Genomic DNA, 15,966 nt, shown 5'->3' with positions numbered 1-15,966 from the left:
ATGAAGCTGATCGCAACCTATCTGGCAGGTCTGATCTTTGGTGTCGGCATAGCGCTTTCTGGGATGGCGAACCCGACCAAGGTTCTTAATTTCTTTGACGTTTTCGGCATATGGGACCCCTCTCTGATCTTTGTCATGGGGGGTGCATTGGTGACCACATTCATCGGCTACAAGCTGGTCTTTGGCCGCGCCGCACCGGTGTTTGATCCGGTGTTCCACTTGCCGTCTGCCACCAAGATCGACTCGAAACTCATCGGCGGCTCAGCCCTTTTCGGCATCGGTTGGGGTATCGCCGGGTTTTGCCCAGGCGGCGCGCTACCGGCGCTTGGGACCGGCCGATGGGAAGTCTTCGCTTTCGTCGGAGCCCTCATCGCCGGCATCGCCTGTGCGAAATTCCTGCAATCCGCGCTGGCATCCGATTTGCAGACCAACACCAGACGACCCTTCGGAGGAGACAAGATATGACCAACTACCCTGTGAACATGGCTTTAAAGCCCGAGGTTTTTGCGTTCTTTGACGACGCGACCAACACGATCAGCTACATCGTGAAAGACCCGAACTCCAACGCCTGCGCCATCGTCGACAGTGTTATGGATATCGACTACGCCGCCGGGCGTATCACCTTTGATCATGCTGACGAACTGATCCGCGTCGTTACTAAAAAGGGCTTGCGGTTGGAATGGATCATCGAGACCCATGTCCATGCCGATCACCTGTCGGCTGCGCCCTATATTCAAGACAAGCTGGGTGGCAAGATTGGCGTCGGGTCCAAGATCACGGTTGTGCAGGATACGTTCGGCAAGGTTTTTAACGAGGGCACCGCGTTTCAGCGCGACGGCTCGCAATTTGATGCGCTGTTTGAGGATGGCGATACTTACATGATCGGGACCATGCAGGCCTTTGCCATGTATACGCCCGGTCATACACCGGCCTGTATGGTGCATGTGATGGGCGATGCGGCGTTTGTGGGCGATACGCTGTTCATGCCTGATGGCGGCTCAGCGCGGGCTGACTTTCCGGGGGGCGATGCCGGAGTCCTCTATGACTCGATCCAGAAAGTGCTGGCTCTACCAGATGAGACGCGCCTGTTCATGTGCCACGATTATGGGCCGAACGGGCGCGACATCGCGTGGGAAACCAGTGTGGCCGAGGAAAAGACCCACAACATCCATGTAGGCGGCGGCAAGACCAAAGAAGAGTTCGTCCGCTTCCGCACCGAACGCGACGCGACGCTGGCCATGCCGAACCTGATCATCCCGTCCTTGCAGGTCAACATGCGGGCCGGAGAGGTCCCGACCGATCCGGACGGCAACCCGATGCTCAAGGTTCCGGTCAACACGCTGTAAGCGGGAAAGGGAGGAGAGAGGATGGAGTTTCGTACCATATCGCCCAAATTCACCGTCAGCCCTCAGATCATGGTCGACGATATGGCAGCTATTGCGGCGCAGGGTTTTCGCTCGATAGTCTGCAACCGACCTGATGGTGAGAGCGCGGATCAGCCCTCGTTCAAAGAGATCGCGACTGCGGCCGAGGCTGTGGGCATTGAAGCCCACTATGTTCCGGTACAGTCGGGCATGGTGAAGGATCAGGACGTCGAGGACTTTGGCGCGGCGCTGGAAGACGCGCAACGTCCGGTCTTTGCCTATTGCCGAACCGGAACACGTTCGGCGACGTTGTGGTCGTTTCACGAGGCGAAGAAACGCCCGATCTCCGAGATATTGATGGCCACCAAAACGGCGGGGTATGACATGAACGGTGTCGCACGTCGGATTGCAAACGGGGGCAAGACACCGACCGATGCCGGGGACGCTCATTTTCAGGTTGTGATCGTTGGCGCGGGGGCGGGCGGTATCTCGGTGGCAGCCAGCCTGAAGTCGCGGCAACCCGATCTGGATATTGCCGTTATCGATCCGGCGGATATCCATTACTATCAGCCCGGCTGGACCATGGTAGGTGGTGGCATCTTTGATGCGCAGACCACGGCCAAGACCATGGGCAGCCTGATCCCCAAAGGGGTTCACTGGATCAAGGCCGCTGTTGCCGCCTTTGAACCGCAAAACAATGCCATCGTGTTGGATGGGTGCCGGGTGGTGAAGTACGACCGGCTTGTCGTGTGCCCAGGACTGAAGCTGGATTGGGGTAAGGTCGACGGGTTGGAAGAGACACTGGGGCGCAACGGCGTGACCTCGAACTATCGCTATGATCTTGCACCCTACACATGGCAGCTGGTGCAGCAGATGCAAAAAGGCCGGGCGATCTTTACCCAACCGCCGATGCCGATCAAATGCGCAGGCGCGCCGCAAAAGGCGATGTATCTGTCTGGTGACGCCTGGTTCCGCTGGGGCGTGCTTAGGGATATTGATATCCAGTTCATGAACGCGGGCGGGGTGCTGTTTGGGGTCAAGGATTATGTCCCGGCGTTGGAGCGGTACGTCGAGAAATACGATGCCTCTCTCAACTTCTTCCACAATCTGATTGCAATCGACGGACCTGCTAAAAAGGCAGTGTTCGAAGTGGCCAAACCGGACAGCGACCCAAGCACGGTCGAGGTGGATTTTGACATGATCCATGTCTGCCCGCCCCAGACCGCGCCCGATTTCGTGCGGGTTTCACCGTTGGCGGATGCTGCGGGCTGGGTCGACGTTGATCAGTCAACGCTGCGCCACACGAGTTATGACAATATCTGGTCACTGGGCGATGTGATGAACGCTCCGAACGCCAAGACGGCAGCGGCGGCCCGCAAGCAGGCCCCGACTGTGGCCGATAATATCGTTGCCGATATCGCCGGGCGGTCTGCGGTGGCGCAATATGACGGTTATGGCTCGTGCCCTTTGACAGTGGAACGCGGCAAGATCGTTCTGGCCGAGTTCGGCTATGGCGGCGCGCTCAAACCCAGCTTTCCGAGGTTTTTGATCGACGGCACCAAACCCAGCCGCATGGCCTGGTTCCTGAAGGAAAGCTTGCTGCCGCCAATCTATTGGAAAGCCATGTTGCGCGGCAAAGAGTGGATGGCGCGACCCGAAAAGCTGAAGGTCACGGCGGAACAATAGCCAAGTCTGTGTGCGCAATTTCCTCCGTTTTATTGCGCAGCGACACGCGGGTGGCGCCATTGGCGCTGCCCGTTATCGAGATTGAAAGAGAAACATGAACGACCGACTTCGCCGATATGTCCCCGTTCTGGACTGGGGGCGCAGCTATACGCGCAGCGCTCTGTCCAACGACCTGATTGCGGCATTGATCGTGACGATCATGTTGATCCCGCAATCGCTGGCCTATGCTCTGCTGGCGGGGCTGCCGCCCGAGGCTGGCATCTATGCTTCAATCGCGCCAATCGTGCTGTATGCGATCTTCGGAACCAGTCGGGCGCTGGCGGTTGGACCCGTCGCGGTGGTGTCGCTGCTGACCGCCACAACGATCGGGCAGGTGGCCGAGCAGGGGACAGCGGGTTATGCCGTCGCAGCCTTGGCTCTGGCCTTTCTATCCGGGGCGTTTCTGGTGCTTATGGGCGTGTTGCGGCTGGGATTTCTGGCCAATTTCCTCAGCCATCCGGTGATTGCCGGGTTCATCACCGCCTCGGGCGTTTTGATAGCGACCAGTCAGGTGAAACACATTCTGGGCGTCAGCGCGCATGGGCACACGCTGCCTGAGATAGTGGGCTCGATCTTTGCGCATCTGCCGCAAATCAACTGGATCACGCTGGTGATCGGTGTGCTGGCAACCGGGTTTCTGTTCTGGGTGCGCAAGAACCTCAAACCGTTTCTGAAGCGGCTTGGGGCCGGGCCGGTTCTGGCCGATATCCTGACCAAAGCTGGCCCCGTGTTTGCCGTGGTCGCCACCACATTTGCCGTTTGGGCGTTCGACCTGAATGCGCAAGGCGTACAGATCGTGGGCGCGGTTCCGCAGGGCCTGCCGCCACTGACTTTGCCCGGATTTTCTATGGATCTGTTCGGAGCGTTGCTGGTTCCAGCGATCCTGATCTCGATTATCGGTTTTGTCGAAAGTGTCTCGGTCGCACAGACGCTGGCCGCGAAGAAACGGCAACGAATCGACCCGGATCAAGAGCTGATCGGGCTGGGGGCCGCCAATATTGGGGCTGCGTTCACGGGGGGATATCCCGTGACGGGTGGGTTTGCACGTTCTGTCGTCAATTTTGATGCCGGGGCCGAAACCCCGGCTGCCGGGGCCTTTACCGCCATCGGTCTGGCCATTGCCGCAGTCACGCTGACCCCGCTGGTCTACTACCTGCCTAAGGCCACACTGGCCGCGACGATCATCGTCGCCGTGCTCAGCCTCGTGGACCTGTCGATCTTGCGAAAAACATGGGGCTATTCGCGTGCGGATTTCACCGCCGTCGCCGCCACCATCGTGCTGACGCTGGCTCTGGGGGTCGAGGTCGGGGTGGCCTCTGGCGTGGCGATTTCGGTGCTATTGCACCTCTACAAAACATCGCGCCCGCATGTAGCTGAGGTGGGACTTGTCCCCGGCACGCAGCATTTTCGCAACATCCGGCGGCATGCGGTTGAAACCGACCCGTCCGTGGTGACACTGCGCGTGGATGAGAGTCTGTATTTCGTGAACGCTCGCTTCTTGGAAGACCTTATCCAGCGCCGAGTGACCGAAGGTTGTAGGGTGGATCATGTGATCCTGATGTTTTCGGCGGTGAACGAGGTGGATTATTCCGCGCTGGAAAGCCTTGAGGCGATCAATCGCCGTCTATCCGATATGGGTGTCGGCCTTCACCTGTCCGAGGTCAAAGGCCCGGTGATGGACCGCTTGGACCGCGCGCATTTCCCGGAACACCTGAATGGTCTAGTGTTCCTGTCGCAATACGACGCTTGGTTCAGCCTGCGCTCTCAGGGCGGGGTGACTTTGGTTGTCTAGGTCGTCGAAGGCATGGTGAATTTGCTTGCGTATGGCGAAGAGCCGGCGGTGCCGACTGCGGCTTAAGTCAAAGAAGTTGATACCAAGATCGGGAGACTAAGGTTGAATACAGAAAATGGAGGGGGTGCTTTCACCCCTCTCCGAGCGTGGGCGCTATTGCGGGATTACATCACCCGATGGGCGCGGCGTGGTTGCTGTTTCAGCCGGCAATACTGGATAAGTGACTTCCGGCAGGGTACCTGTGAGGCTATCAAGAAAGGCGACAATCTGCTCGGCGCTACTGTCGCTGATTTCCTCACCCAGCTGGGATTCTGCCATAATTTGAACGGCAACTTTCAGGTCCCAGACTTTACCGGAGTGGAAGTATGGCGCCGTTACAGCCGTGTTCCGCAAGGGGGCTGCGCGGAACACATACTCATCATCGACTGTTTCTGTTACCGCAAAGCGTCCTTTGTCATCAGGTGGCAGGATTTCCGCGCCCGGCTTTTCAATCAGGCCAAATGGATAGTAGCCGCTACCACCAAGATTGATACCGGAATGACATGACGAGCAACCCAAATCCATGAACTGCTCCAGCCCAGCCAATTGGGTTTCTGTCATTGCGTTGTCGTCCCCATTCAACCAGGCATCAAACGGAGCGGGCGTCAGCAATGTTGCCTCAAAGGCTTCGATGGCTTTGGCAAAGTTGTCAAAGGTCACCGGCTCCGCCTCATCTTTAAACGCATCCTTAAACCACTCGACGTATTGCGGCATGGAGTTCAGTGTGGCAATTACGTTTTCAGGCGTGTTTGCCATTTCGACGCCGGCCTGGACCGGACCCTTGGCTTGTTCCGCCAGATCCGCTGCACGCCCGTCCCAGAATTGCGCTTCATTGAAGACCGAGTTCAGCGCGGTTGGTGCGTTACGTGGACCACGCTGCCAACCATGACCAATAGAGGTTTCAAGGTTGTCATCGCCCCCAGTTGCAAGATTGTGACAGGAGTTACATGAAAACACTCCTGATGCTGACATTCGGGGGTCAAAGAAAAGCGCTTTGCCGAGCTCAATTTTTTCTGCGGTGATTGGATTATCAGACACCGCCGGGACGGTGGACGGTAGAGGCTTGAACGTTTCCAAAGCCAGATCCCTGAGTTCGTTGGCATAAGCGCTGCCCGCGAAACACAGGGTCAAAGTGGAAATCGCAAAGAGTTTGGCGTTCATCGTAGCTTCCTTCGCTATTTTCGCGCGCGATGACATTAAGCACAGATACTGGTCCATGAACTTTGATTTAAATCAATTCTAATTCGCAACTGGATTCCAATTTGTTTTAAATCAAATACATGGAACGCCATAGCCAGTAAGAACAGATGGCTTAGTTCAGAATACCTGCCCTACTTCCAGCTTGAGGATCGGAGCCCCAGTGTCGTCACAGGTCTCGGGATGCGATCCTCAAACGGCTCGGGTCCACCGGACAGATATCGGCCATGCCACCGATAGAAGGTGGTCCTAGGGATGCCCAGTTTGTCCAAAGTTCGTTTCGTCGGGGGGGGGTTTGACTCTTCGACGAGACGGATAATCGCCAGTTTCTCGGATGCGTGATGTCTGCCGCATGATCGCGGCGTGGCGCGTCGACTACAATCACAACCGACCTCATTCCGGCTCGTTGGCCTGACCCCACTCGAATATGCCAACCTGTCAAAGGGAGACCAAAACTTGAACAGAGCTAACCTATAAACGCGGACTCCATGGGTAATAGGTCATGAGGTTTCGGCGTCGTGCAAAAAGTATCGCTTGCGACAGGGGTTAGCCTATCGACGAAAACGCTGTGGACCAATTCAGTGAGAAAGGAACGCTACTTGTCATTGCCTGCGCGCCAGCTGTGACGATTTGAACGGGCTGATTGCACGAATTGAAACAACAAAAGACAGCCCAGACTTAGACGACATCACATCCGAAGCCATTGTTATTTCACTGACTTGACGTCAGCTCAAGATAAAGCGCAATCTATACGGGAAATTATCCAATTCATTTTCTCTTTTGCCGGGGAGTTCTGAATGAGAATCCTGGTTGTCGATGATGACCCTCTATTTTGTGACCTGATGTCTATGGAATTGGCGGCGTGCGGATACACCGATGTTCACATCGTAAACTCTGGGGCAGAAGCGATAGACCTGGTCCGAGAACCCTCTCGTCTGTTTAGCTGTGCTTTGTTGGATATTGATATGCCAGGTATGAATGGTATTGAGCTCTGCCGTGCCCTGCGGGCTGAAGCCAATACATCCGATATCCCGATTGTCATGGTCACGGCACGTTCCGAGATAGAAAGCGTAGACGAAGCATTTGCAGCCGGCGCGACCGATTATCTGACCAAGCCGCTCAACAGGCGAGAACTGCAGGGCCGGATGACAATGGCCTCGGGTATTGCGCGCGAACGTGCCGCGCGCCAAGCCGCCATGTTACAGAAGGGCGATACCCGGAGGTTGCATTTCGCGGACACCTTTAGACTTGAAATGGACTACTCCTGTTTAGATTATCTTGCCCTGCAAAACTATGTGCTGAAACTGGGTGCAATGAGCATGTTCAGCCAAGTCGCGATTGGGTTTCAGGTTGCAAACGCGCGGCAATTGTTCATGACGCTGGACAACTCAATGTTCCAAGACTCGATGTCTGACATCGCCGAGATCATTGCGGAGGCACTGATCGCCAATGATGCAATCCTTTCATATGCCGGGTCAGGAACCTTTGTGGCGCTGGCCAAGCGTGTTCCGGAAATTTCTGTCGAAGATCTCACGGATCAGCTCGAAGTAAAACTTCTGACACTGAACGAATGGTATGCCAACCTTGGTCAGATGCCGACGCTGATGAAAATCGGATCTCCGATCACGCGCGGGATTGTCAATCTATCGTCGGCGACGGAAGTTCTTGAGAAAGCACTGGAGAATGCAAATGCGTCGAAAGCAATTGTTGGAGCGGAGTCGGGGGTAAATCTGTCAGCGGCACTTGAAGCGCAGAACCAGACCGATGGAACGTAATTGCCAGCAAGAAAGGACAGCGCGTTGAGCACCAACAGCTTTGATGATGCTTTATTACGTTTGCGCTCTAGGTTTTTGAATTCTTGCCAGGAGCGTCTGGAGGTTATCTCGCTTGCGGCAACGGACCTCAAGGCCGAGCCAACTAACACTGCGGCACTCGAGAGTATTCGGCGCGAATGCCACAAGCTTGCGGGTTTGTCTGGATCTATTGGGTTTCCTGCTATCGGCGACCTGGCAGAGCATATCGACATCAGTCTGAAAGAAGGCGAGGTGGGCTGGGTGGATCTCGGCCCGAAACTCGAAGAACTCATGGCGAGCTTAAAAGACCTCAACGAATAGGTGAGTCTCTTTAGAGATTTCCCCCTTTGCTGTGTGCGAACAAAGGCGCATTTCGTAGACAAAGGACACAGGTTGATTTTGAACGATAGGAAGCTGGTTTGAAGGACCGAAGGGAAACACTGAAGGAGCGAAGACGGCGGCACCGGCGGACAGTTTCACTGATATATGCCTCGATCATCTTGCTCGGCGTATTGAGCGTCGCGTTCATGGATCATGTTATCGTCGCTCAAAAACTCGAGGTGGAGCGTTCGAATGTCCAAAGAACTCTCAATTCGGTCAAATTCCGTCTTGACCGTCTGATCGAGAGTTATAGCCATATGTCCCGCAGCCTTGCGGTGGCGCAAGCATTCGAGACAGAATCCGAATTCCAAACTCTGGCCCAGCTGCTTCGAAACAATAACCCCGGCGTCGTCAATATCGCTAGGTCGCAGAACTTCGTTATCACGGATGTGCACCCGATTGAGCCCAACCGCGCCGCGCTTGGCTACGATTATCGGGACGATGCCAAGCAACTAGAGTCAGTCCAGAAGGCAATTGACACACAAGAGACTGTCATCGTGGGACCGATTGAGTTGTTTCAGGGAGGCCGTGGGCTTTTGCTCAGAAATGCGCAACCCGGACCCGGAAACATTGTCGGAAACATTGTCTTGGATTTTGATTGGCTCCTTAAAGAAGCCGGGATGAACATTGAACCAAATGTGTTCATGTCTTCTGCGCGAATAAAGAATACCGAGGATGCTTCTCTGTTGGTTGGATCGCCATCTGTTTGGGCGACCGACCCCGTTGTAACGGAAGTTCTGCTGGGTGATGCTGCGCTGGAACTTGCAATGATGCCCACCAACGGCTGGAAAATCGACACGTCTCATCGCTTTGTTCTGATAATGACAACTACGTTAATTGTTGTGATCGCGCTATTTGGCGTCAACTATGCGCGGCGCCTGATCATAGAAAGGGCGCAGGCAAGGCGGCAGCTTATGAATGCCATCGACTCAATTCACGATGGTTTTGTCATTTTTGACCGAAATGACCGACTTGTCATGTGCAACGATAAGTTTCGCGAGCTCTTTAGAGCTTCGCGCGAGAAAATTGTGCCGGGCGTTTCATTCGAGGCCATTCTACGCGACGGCGTCGAGCGGGGCCAGTATCCTGAGGCAGACGGATGCGAAGAGGAGTGGATTGCGGAGCGGCTCGCGCTGCACGCTAACCCAACCGGTCAGACAGAAGTTGAACTTGCAAATGGAAGCTGGATCAAAGCGTCAGAGTCAAGAACCAGTGACGGTAGTACCGTCGGAATCCGAACGGACATCACCGAGCTAAAACGGGCGCTTCATGCTGCTGAACAGGCCATCACAGCAAAAACCGAATTCATTAACAACATGAACCACGAGTTACGTGCACCCCTGTCTGTGGTGCTTGGCTATATTGCATTTCTCAAGAACGTCGCGTTGTATCCTCAATACCAAACCTTGCGGAGGGAACTTGGTAACGACGCTGATCTTACAAAGCTACTAGATGACTTTACGGACGTGGTTGTTGGGCAAGCGGCCAAATCCGAAGCGTCGGGTAAACACTTGCTCGGCCTCATCAACTCGGTGCTTGACTGGGCCAAACTCAATTCAGAGAGCGTTGTACTGAATACGGAAACCGTTGAACTCGACAAATTGCTCAACAGTCTAGCTGATGAATTTGGCGTCGCGGCCAATGAAAAAGGTTTGCAACTGCGCGTCGAGGCGGATCCGGTTTCGATTCATGGCGATCCCATGCGCTTAAGACAAATTTTTGTGAATCTCCTCAACAACGCGATCAAGTTTACGGATAGCGGTTTCATCAATATCTCCGTTCTGAAGGACACAACGTCGGTCAAGGTCGTGGTCGAGGACAGCGGACAAGGTATCCCTGAGGATCAACTGGGTTTGGTTTTCGATCGCTTCAAACAGGTTGCGGGCAAACAGCAGCAAGGTCAATCCGGAACCGGGCTTGGCCTTGCCATAACAAAGAACCTGGTGGAGTTGCATGGCGGGCAGATATCGGTCTCCAGTACACTCGGCCAGGGCAGCAAATTTGAAGTAATCCTCATGGTTGACTTCACGCTTTCAAACGAGCGGGCTGCTGTTACTTCTGGAAATGACAATGCTGGTGAGCTAGGCTCGTGAGATATTGTGATGAAAGACTTTTGTTATGAGCCATCCAAAACGAGTGGTGCATGTAGACGATGATGAAGACATGCTCACAATTACGCGCATGTCGCTCGAACTCGTCGGAGATTTCCAAGTAACTCAGTTCAGCTCCGCACATGAGGCACTTGAGAACTTGAGTGGGCTTCAACCAGATCTGTTCTTGCTTGATGTGATGATGCCGGAAATGGATGGACCCCAGCTTCTGGTTGAACTGCGAAAACTCGATGAGTACAAAAACACCCCCGTTGTATTCATGACCGCAAAAGCCGAAAGCAGCTTTCAGGAATCACCTACATGCGGTGGTGCACTGGCTTGTTTAACAAAGCCTTTTGATCCTCTTACCCTTGCAGATCAACTAAATGAACTCCTCGCAAAAAACTCTACCCAAAGTAGATTTTCGATGTCATAAATTTCTTATTGATTGCTCATATTCGGGTAAGAACGGGGCGTAAGGACTTGAATGACCCATCAGACTTAGGGGTGGGTGAACTACCAACCAGACCAATGTCGCTTCTCATGCGACAAATGAAGGACTACGCTCAAGCCGGCTTGGACTTGACCTGGCAAAGGATATTCATATTTGCCGCAGCCCTCGCGTTGGCGGGTTACTACTATGACGCAAAATTCGCTGGCATCATGCTCGTGTTTCTTATGCTTTCTGAATTGTACGATTTCTGGTTCTTCAACCGGGTTATGGCGTGTATGGATCTCAGCGACGCGGCCGCGCGGAAGCTGCTTCCTTATCTGTATTTGAGCACGCTGTTTAGCACCTCATTGATCATTACCTACTCAGTTGGCATCGCAATAATCCAAGGGCCAACGACCCATTTTATGTCCTCCTTCTTCCTGTTTGCTGCCGCGCTATTTGCAGCTATGAATAGCCACTATGTCCTGCATGTCCTAGTAACACGGCTTGTTTGCTTCTGCGCGGCATTTTTGTTCATACCAATCCGAGATATCGTTATTACCGGTGCGCCACTTCATTCGGAGGCTTGGGCGCAACTGTTCACAAGCATCTTTGTTCTGACATTTATCATCGATAGTTCGCTCGGCTACCTTCGGAAATACCGTGATCAGGTCAAACAGTTCGACCTTTTGAAGGCAGAGCATGAGAAATCAAAAATGGCATATAAAGCCAAATCTGAATTCATCGCGACGATGAGCCACGAGTTGCGAACACCGCTTGCTTCAATACGGGGATCAGTCGATCTGGCTCGGACGGGTAAGCTTGGAGAACTCCCCACCAGAGTCTCGGAAGTGCTGGAGGTAGCACATCGAAACTGTATGAGGTTGCTAAAACTGATTGAAGAGATACTTGACCTACAGAGTATCGAGTCTGGCCGCATGGCCTATTCCCATGAAAACCTGGACCTGGTTGCATTGGTTGCCGAGACGCTCGACGACAACCGCCTGTTGGCGACCGATGCGGGGATTGTCCTAAGATCTGATCTCCCTGACTGCAAAGTCATTGTGCGAGGGGATCAACAAAGACTGCAACAGGTCTTCGTGAATGTACTGTCAAATGCGATCAAGTTCTCGCCAGCCAAGAGCGAAATACGTGTATCGCTTCAGGTTTCGGACACGCGAGCAAAGGTTCTGTTTCGGGATGAAGGAATTGGGCTGCCGGAAGAGCACGAGGCAAAAGTGTTTGACCGGTTTACGCAGGTGGATTCATCAGATACGCGCAAAACTGGTGGTACAGGCCTGGGCATGAACATTTCCAGACAAATCATGAATGCCCATCATGGCACCATAACTTATACCAAAAACGCTGGCCCGGGAACGACTTTCGCTGTCGAACTGAATCTCGTTACCTTGAGAGCATGAACGGCCACCCATCTACGACGCATAGCCAACCCTTCTTGAACAACAGACCACAAGAAATCACAAATAGGAATGAAGCGCTCGTGTCCGCATAACGGACAATGTCTGACGTCAGCGCCAATGGGACATTTTAAGTCGATTTGATAAGAGAGGGTTTCTGGCTCATCGTAACTGCCAAGGAGTGGAGATGAGAAAGAAACCCGGAACCAAGCAGAGCCACGGTGAGAAGGTCTGTCCGTCGTCAGGGGTTTTGGGACAGATGGCCGCCTGATCTAAGAGAGAGTGTGGCTCATCTGGTTGGATTGATTATGCGGCGGATTTGCGGTGAAGCAAGCGCCGGGTTTCGAAGGTCTTTCGTTTGATCCTTTCTCGCTGTTTTAGAATGGCCTGCCCGCGTCCGAAGTAGACATCAGCGGGCGTGAGGTTTTGCAGGCTCTCGTGATAGCGCCGGTGGTTGTAGTGATCGACAAAGGCGTCGATCTGTTGCCAGAGATCACCGGGCAGATAGTAGTTCTCCAGCAAGATGCGGTTCTTCAAGGTCTGGTGCCAACGTTCGATCTTGCCTTGGGTCTGCGGGTGGTACGGTGCGCCTCGGACATGATCCATTTTCTGATCTTCCAGCCATTCCGCCAACTCGCCAGAGATGTAGCTGGATCCGTTGTCGCTGAGCAGCCGAGGCTTATGAACGACGGTCGCCTGATCACAGCCCGACGCCTGTAGTGCCAGATCCAGCGTGTCGGTCACGTCGCCTGTTTTCATCGTCGTGCAGAGCTTCCAGGCGATGATGTAGCGGCTGTAATCGTCGAGGATCGTGCTGAGATAGAACCAACCCCAGCCGATCACTTTCAGGTACGTGAAGTCGGTTTGCCAAAGCTCGTTGGGGCGGCTGGTCTTGTTTCTAAACTCGTCCGCGGCTGCCAGAACCACATAGGCTGGGCTGGTGATCAGGTCGTAGGACTTGAGGATGCGATAAACCGAAGCCTCTGATACAAAATACCTTTCCGTATCAGTGAATTGTACGGCCAACTCGCGTGGCGACAGATCGCTTTCCTTCAGGGCCAGGTCTTTGATCTTCTCGCGCACCGGCTCGGGAATGCGGTTCCAGACCCGTGACGGTTTGGGGCTACGGTCTTCAAGTGCTTCAGGGCCACCGGAAAGATACCGGTCATACCAGCGGTAGAAGGTGGTTCTGGGAATCCCCAGCTTGTCCAGCGTGCGTTTGGTCGGGAGATGCGAGCCTTCGACCAACCGAATAATCTCCAGCTTCTCAGATGCGGGGTACCTCATTCGTCGTCCTCCCCATCCCCGATCATGCTTTTTTTGAGCAGCCGCAGCTCCAGGGCCTGTTCAGCGACGACCTCTTTCAAATCACGGGATTCCCGACGAAGGGCTTTGACTTCGGTCGACGTCGCAGCACGGGCCGTATCACCCGCAAGCCGCTTCTTACCAGCTTCAAGGAATTCCTTGGACCAATTGTAATACAGGCTCTGGGCAATACCCTCGCGGCGGCACAGCTCCGCAATACTGTCCTCGCCCTTCAGACCGTCCAGCACGATCCGGATCTTCTCTTCTGCCGAATACTGCTTGCGCGTCGCACGGCGGATGTCTTTGACCACCTTCTCGCCGTGGCTCGTTCGTGTTCCGGGTTTCTGTCTCATCTCCACTCCTTGGCGGTTACGATGGGCCAGAAACCCTCCCTTATCAAATCACCCTAAACTGTCCCATTGGCGCTGACGTCAGACACTTCCCCCGGGCGATACATAAGCTAAACTATGTACAACATAAACTTCCGCGATATTTCTAAACGACGCGGTGCATATTAGCCTTTTTTATGTTTATTTGCTTCAAACGAGTAGATTCTGATTACATCCAACCCCCTCAAGAAATCGTTTCAGTATCCAACCTGAATTCCTTGACGAGTTCCTGGGTATGAAGAGCGTGGAAGCGTAAGACACCGTGCGATTGCCGAACGGCAGGCGTGTAGTAAAATCGCAAACTCCATCATGCTTACATGGTCTGTATGTGCAAGGTCATCCTCTGAGAAGCACACTTGAATGGATACTAAGCCAATCAAATGCTGCACCATGCAACAGAGCTGCAAAGGACGTCAGTTCTGGTAGATGAAACTCATCAAGCAAAATTCCACCAGCGTCACTGCCGCGATCGGCTATCGAGACAAGCGCAGTGCCCCGAGTCTCATCATAGACTGGCACCGTAACGCCGCAGTCTATCACCTTTAGGTTGATTTCAGCCAGTGCTGCGTTTGGCTCGGACAGTCTCCAGCGAGGGCGGATAGACCAGGGTTGCGGCAGCAATGTTCGGAACCCGCTGATGATCCGGGTATCAACTTCATCATATATGAGAATGGCTTCTTGGGCGTTACAATCATCGATAAACGTCGAAATCAGAAGACCGCCGCAGCGCCAACGCGGCTCATTGCCCAGAAAGAAATAGGTAATCCCCTCGAGCTCAAAACGATTTGTGAGTTCCTTCAGTATTAGGGTTTCCTGTCCCTCTTTCGTAAACCGTTCCTTATTGGTTGCCATAGCTTCATAGAGTCCGGCTGTTCTCATTGTTACACCTGTGTTCGCCTATAAGGAGAATCGATGCAACGGCGGTAACATTTCGAACCACGGAAATCGACGCTAACCAGCATCACATTTTCAGGCGCACCCAAATCTTAATATCTCAAATTAACAAGTTTGTACGTGTACACTTCGTAGACAGGTTTTTGTCTGTGCCAAACAATTTTGTCAGTAATTGACTACCTCATATCCATGATTGCCTTGATAGTCTGTCCATTCGATACCAACCGCGCGCGTGTAGCTTGCCGGTTCGCACGAGCGGGATGGGATCACCCAGGCAGGAACAGGCGCAGGTGACACGCGCCGCCAATGGAAGTCTCCCTGTGTACCATAGGTGCCCAAGGTGATGTTTGATCGAACGCGGCACTCCTCGTCGCGGCCATATTTGCGATGACTGTAGGACATCACGTTCCAAACTTTGATTGAACGCACATAGTCAAATTCCGGCCCGGATATATCGATGTCCGCGGTTCCGTTTGCGTTCGAGATGTCCTGCGCCAGATGCAGCAAAGCTGAGGGTGTATCAGGGTTGATTTCTGTAAATAGGGCCGGGAAAAGGGTAGGGGGCTCCTCACCGGTTTTGTCAGATTCCGATACGTAGTCGAACATCGGCCCGGCTTGATTTTCAAGTGTCAATCGCCGCAAGGTCTCCATGAAGGGGGAGGGCACCTGCGTGTTTGATGCAGCTTCCATCGGGCAGTTCCAGACCTGCAATGGCGGCTCGATGGGCCAGGGTGTGATGCGACGGATGAACACGGCCCGCGCATGCGCGCATTCGGCTGAGGCTGGCCATCCACCTGACAAGCACAGAAGGATTGCGCAGTCCACCGGATAGGCTTCAGCTCTTGGAGCGGGCAGGGCAAAAGCCAGACCCGTGGCCAAAGCCAGGCCGGACATCAGTTTGAGTGGGAATTTCATGGGGCCCCTTTTCAGACAACGCATTCAGAATCTCGCGTTAGATATGGTTATCTGATACATTATTTATTTGCTTGACTGCAAGTATGGTGATTTGTAGTAGCACAACCACAAACGGAACAACGCGATATGCATGATTCCGTATATGGGTTAATGCTGCGGGATATGATGGTGTGATGACACCTTACTGCCGGAGCTGAGACATGATCGAAATTCAACCAGTCCTTTTGTTGG

The 15,966-nt window shown here is 53.8% G+C and carries 13 protein-coding genes and 2 pseudogenes; 10 read left to right on the top strand and 5 right to left on the bottom strand.

Translation table 11 applies throughout. The annotated features are described in order from the left end of the window. The 4 genes from ACR1XV_RS19725 to ACR1XV_RS19710 all read left to right on the top strand — a co-directional run bounded on the left by ACR1XV_RS19725 (window position 1) and on the right by ACR1XV_RS19710 (window position 4,881). A complete protein-coding gene (locus tag ACR1XV_RS19725; protein ID WP_480534501.1) occupies window positions 1-465 on the top strand; it encodes a DUF6691 family protein in 465 nt (154 codons plus the stop codon). Beyond that, entirely contained in the window at window positions 462-1,346 is an 885-nt protein-coding gene (locus ACR1XV_RS19720; protein WP_480534499.1) for an MBL fold metallo-hydrolase, read from the top strand. The genes ACR1XV_RS19725 and ACR1XV_RS19720 overlap by 4 nt, the downstream gene beginning before the upstream one ends. A gap of 21 nt (window positions 1,347-1,367) precedes the next feature. Continuing rightward, on the top strand, window positions 1,368-3,050 hold the full coding sequence (locus ACR1XV_RS19715) for a bifunctional protein tyrosine phosphatase family protein/NAD(P)/FAD-dependent oxidoreductase (protein ID WP_480534497.1): 1,683 nt from the start codon (window positions 1,368-1,370) through the stop codon (window positions 3,048-3,050). 94 nt (window positions 3,051-3,144) lie between these two features. Next, window positions 3,145-4,881, top strand: a complete 1,737-nt coding sequence (locus ACR1XV_RS19710) for a SulP family inorganic anion transporter (RefSeq protein WP_480534495.1) — start codon at window positions 3,145-3,147, stop codon at window positions 4,879-4,881. 153 nt (window positions 4,882-5,034) lie between these two features. On the opposite strand, the gene ACR1XV_RS19705 is transcribed toward ACR1XV_RS19710, so the two are convergent. Both ACR1XV_RS19705 and ACR1XV_RS19700 read right to left on the bottom strand, forming a co-directional pair. Beyond that, window positions 5,035-6,081 (bottom strand): cytochrome-c peroxidase, encoded by a 1,047-nt coding sequence (locus ACR1XV_RS19705; protein WP_480534493.1) that lies wholly within the window; start codon window positions 6,079-6,081, stop codon window positions 5,035-5,037. A 209-nt stretch (window positions 6,082-6,290) separates the two neighbouring features. Further along, window positions 6,291-6,464 (bottom strand): annotated as a pseudogene (locus tag ACR1XV_RS19700) (helix-turn-helix domain-containing protein); the annotation flags it as partial. On the opposite strand from ACR1XV_RS19700, the pseudogene ACR1XV_RS19695 reads away from it, so the two are divergent. From ACR1XV_RS19695 to ACR1XV_RS19670, 6 genes and pseudogenes are all read left to right on the top strand, one after another. Then, window positions 6,452-6,594: pseudogene (locus ACR1XV_RS19695) on the top strand (integrase core domain-containing protein); the annotation flags it as partial. The pseudogenes ACR1XV_RS19700 and ACR1XV_RS19695 sit on opposite strands and share 13 nt — an antisense overlap. 320 nt (window positions 6,595-6,914) lie before the next feature. Beyond that, window positions 6,915-7,892 (top strand): response regulator, encoded by a 978-nt coding sequence (locus ACR1XV_RS19690; RefSeq protein WP_480534491.1) that lies wholly within the window; start codon window positions 6,915-6,917, stop codon window positions 7,890-7,892. Between the two features lie 24 nt (window positions 7,893-7,916). Then, window positions 7,917-8,231 carry an Hpt domain-containing protein gene (locus tag ACR1XV_RS19685; RefSeq protein ID WP_480534489.1) on the top strand — a complete coding sequence of 105 codons (315 nt, stop codon included), beginning with the start codon at window positions 7,917-7,919 and terminating at the stop codon, window positions 8,229-8,231. 206 nt (window positions 8,232-8,437) lie between these two features. Beyond that, window positions 8,438-10,384: a sensor histidine kinase gene (locus ACR1XV_RS19680; protein ID WP_480534487.1), complete on the top strand. Its 1,947-nt coding sequence runs from the start codon at window positions 8,438-8,440 to the stop codon at window positions 10,382-10,384. Window positions 10,385-10,409: 25 nt separating this feature from the next. Beyond that, window positions 10,410-10,817: a response regulator gene (locus tag ACR1XV_RS19675; RefSeq protein WP_480534485.1), complete on the top strand. Its 408-nt coding sequence runs from the start codon at window positions 10,410-10,412 to the stop codon at window positions 10,815-10,817. A 116-nt stretch (window positions 10,818-10,933) separates the two neighbouring features. Next, window positions 10,934-12,235, top strand: coding sequence for a sensor histidine kinase (locus ACR1XV_RS19670; RefSeq protein WP_480534483.1), 1,302 nt, complete (start codon window positions 10,934-10,936; stop codon window positions 12,233-12,235). Window positions 12,236-12,538: 303 nt separating this feature from the next. Here ACR1XV_RS19670 and ACR1XV_RS19665 read toward each other — a convergent pair. From ACR1XV_RS19665 to ACR1XV_RS19655, 3 genes are all read right to left on the bottom strand, one after another. Beyond that, window positions 12,539-13,890, bottom strand: a protein-coding gene (locus ACR1XV_RS19665) for an IS3 family transposase (RefSeq protein ID WP_480534481.1) whose coding sequence is annotated in 2 segments (ribosomal slippage) — window positions 12,539-13,554 and window positions 13,554-13,890 — 1,353 coding nt in all. Because the reading frame shifts where the segments join, the coding sequence is not laid out codon by codon here. Window positions 13,891-14,262: 372 nt separating this feature from the next. After that, entirely contained in the window at window positions 14,263-14,805 is a 543-nt protein-coding gene (locus ACR1XV_RS19660; RefSeq protein WP_480534479.1) for a hypothetical protein, read from the bottom strand. Window positions 14,806-14,985: 180 nt separating this feature from the next. Beyond that, window positions 14,986-15,735 carry a hypothetical protein gene (locus tag ACR1XV_RS19655; protein WP_480534477.1) on the bottom strand — a complete coding sequence of 250 codons (750 nt, stop codon included), beginning with the start codon at window positions 15,733-15,735 and terminating at the stop codon, window positions 14,986-14,988. Between the last annotated feature and the right edge of the window lie 231 nt (window positions 15,736-15,966).

It is taken from the genome of Ruegeria sp. AD2(2025) (genome assembly GCF_056542385.1).
This window is presented reverse-complemented; position numbering and strand designations above follow the sequence as displayed.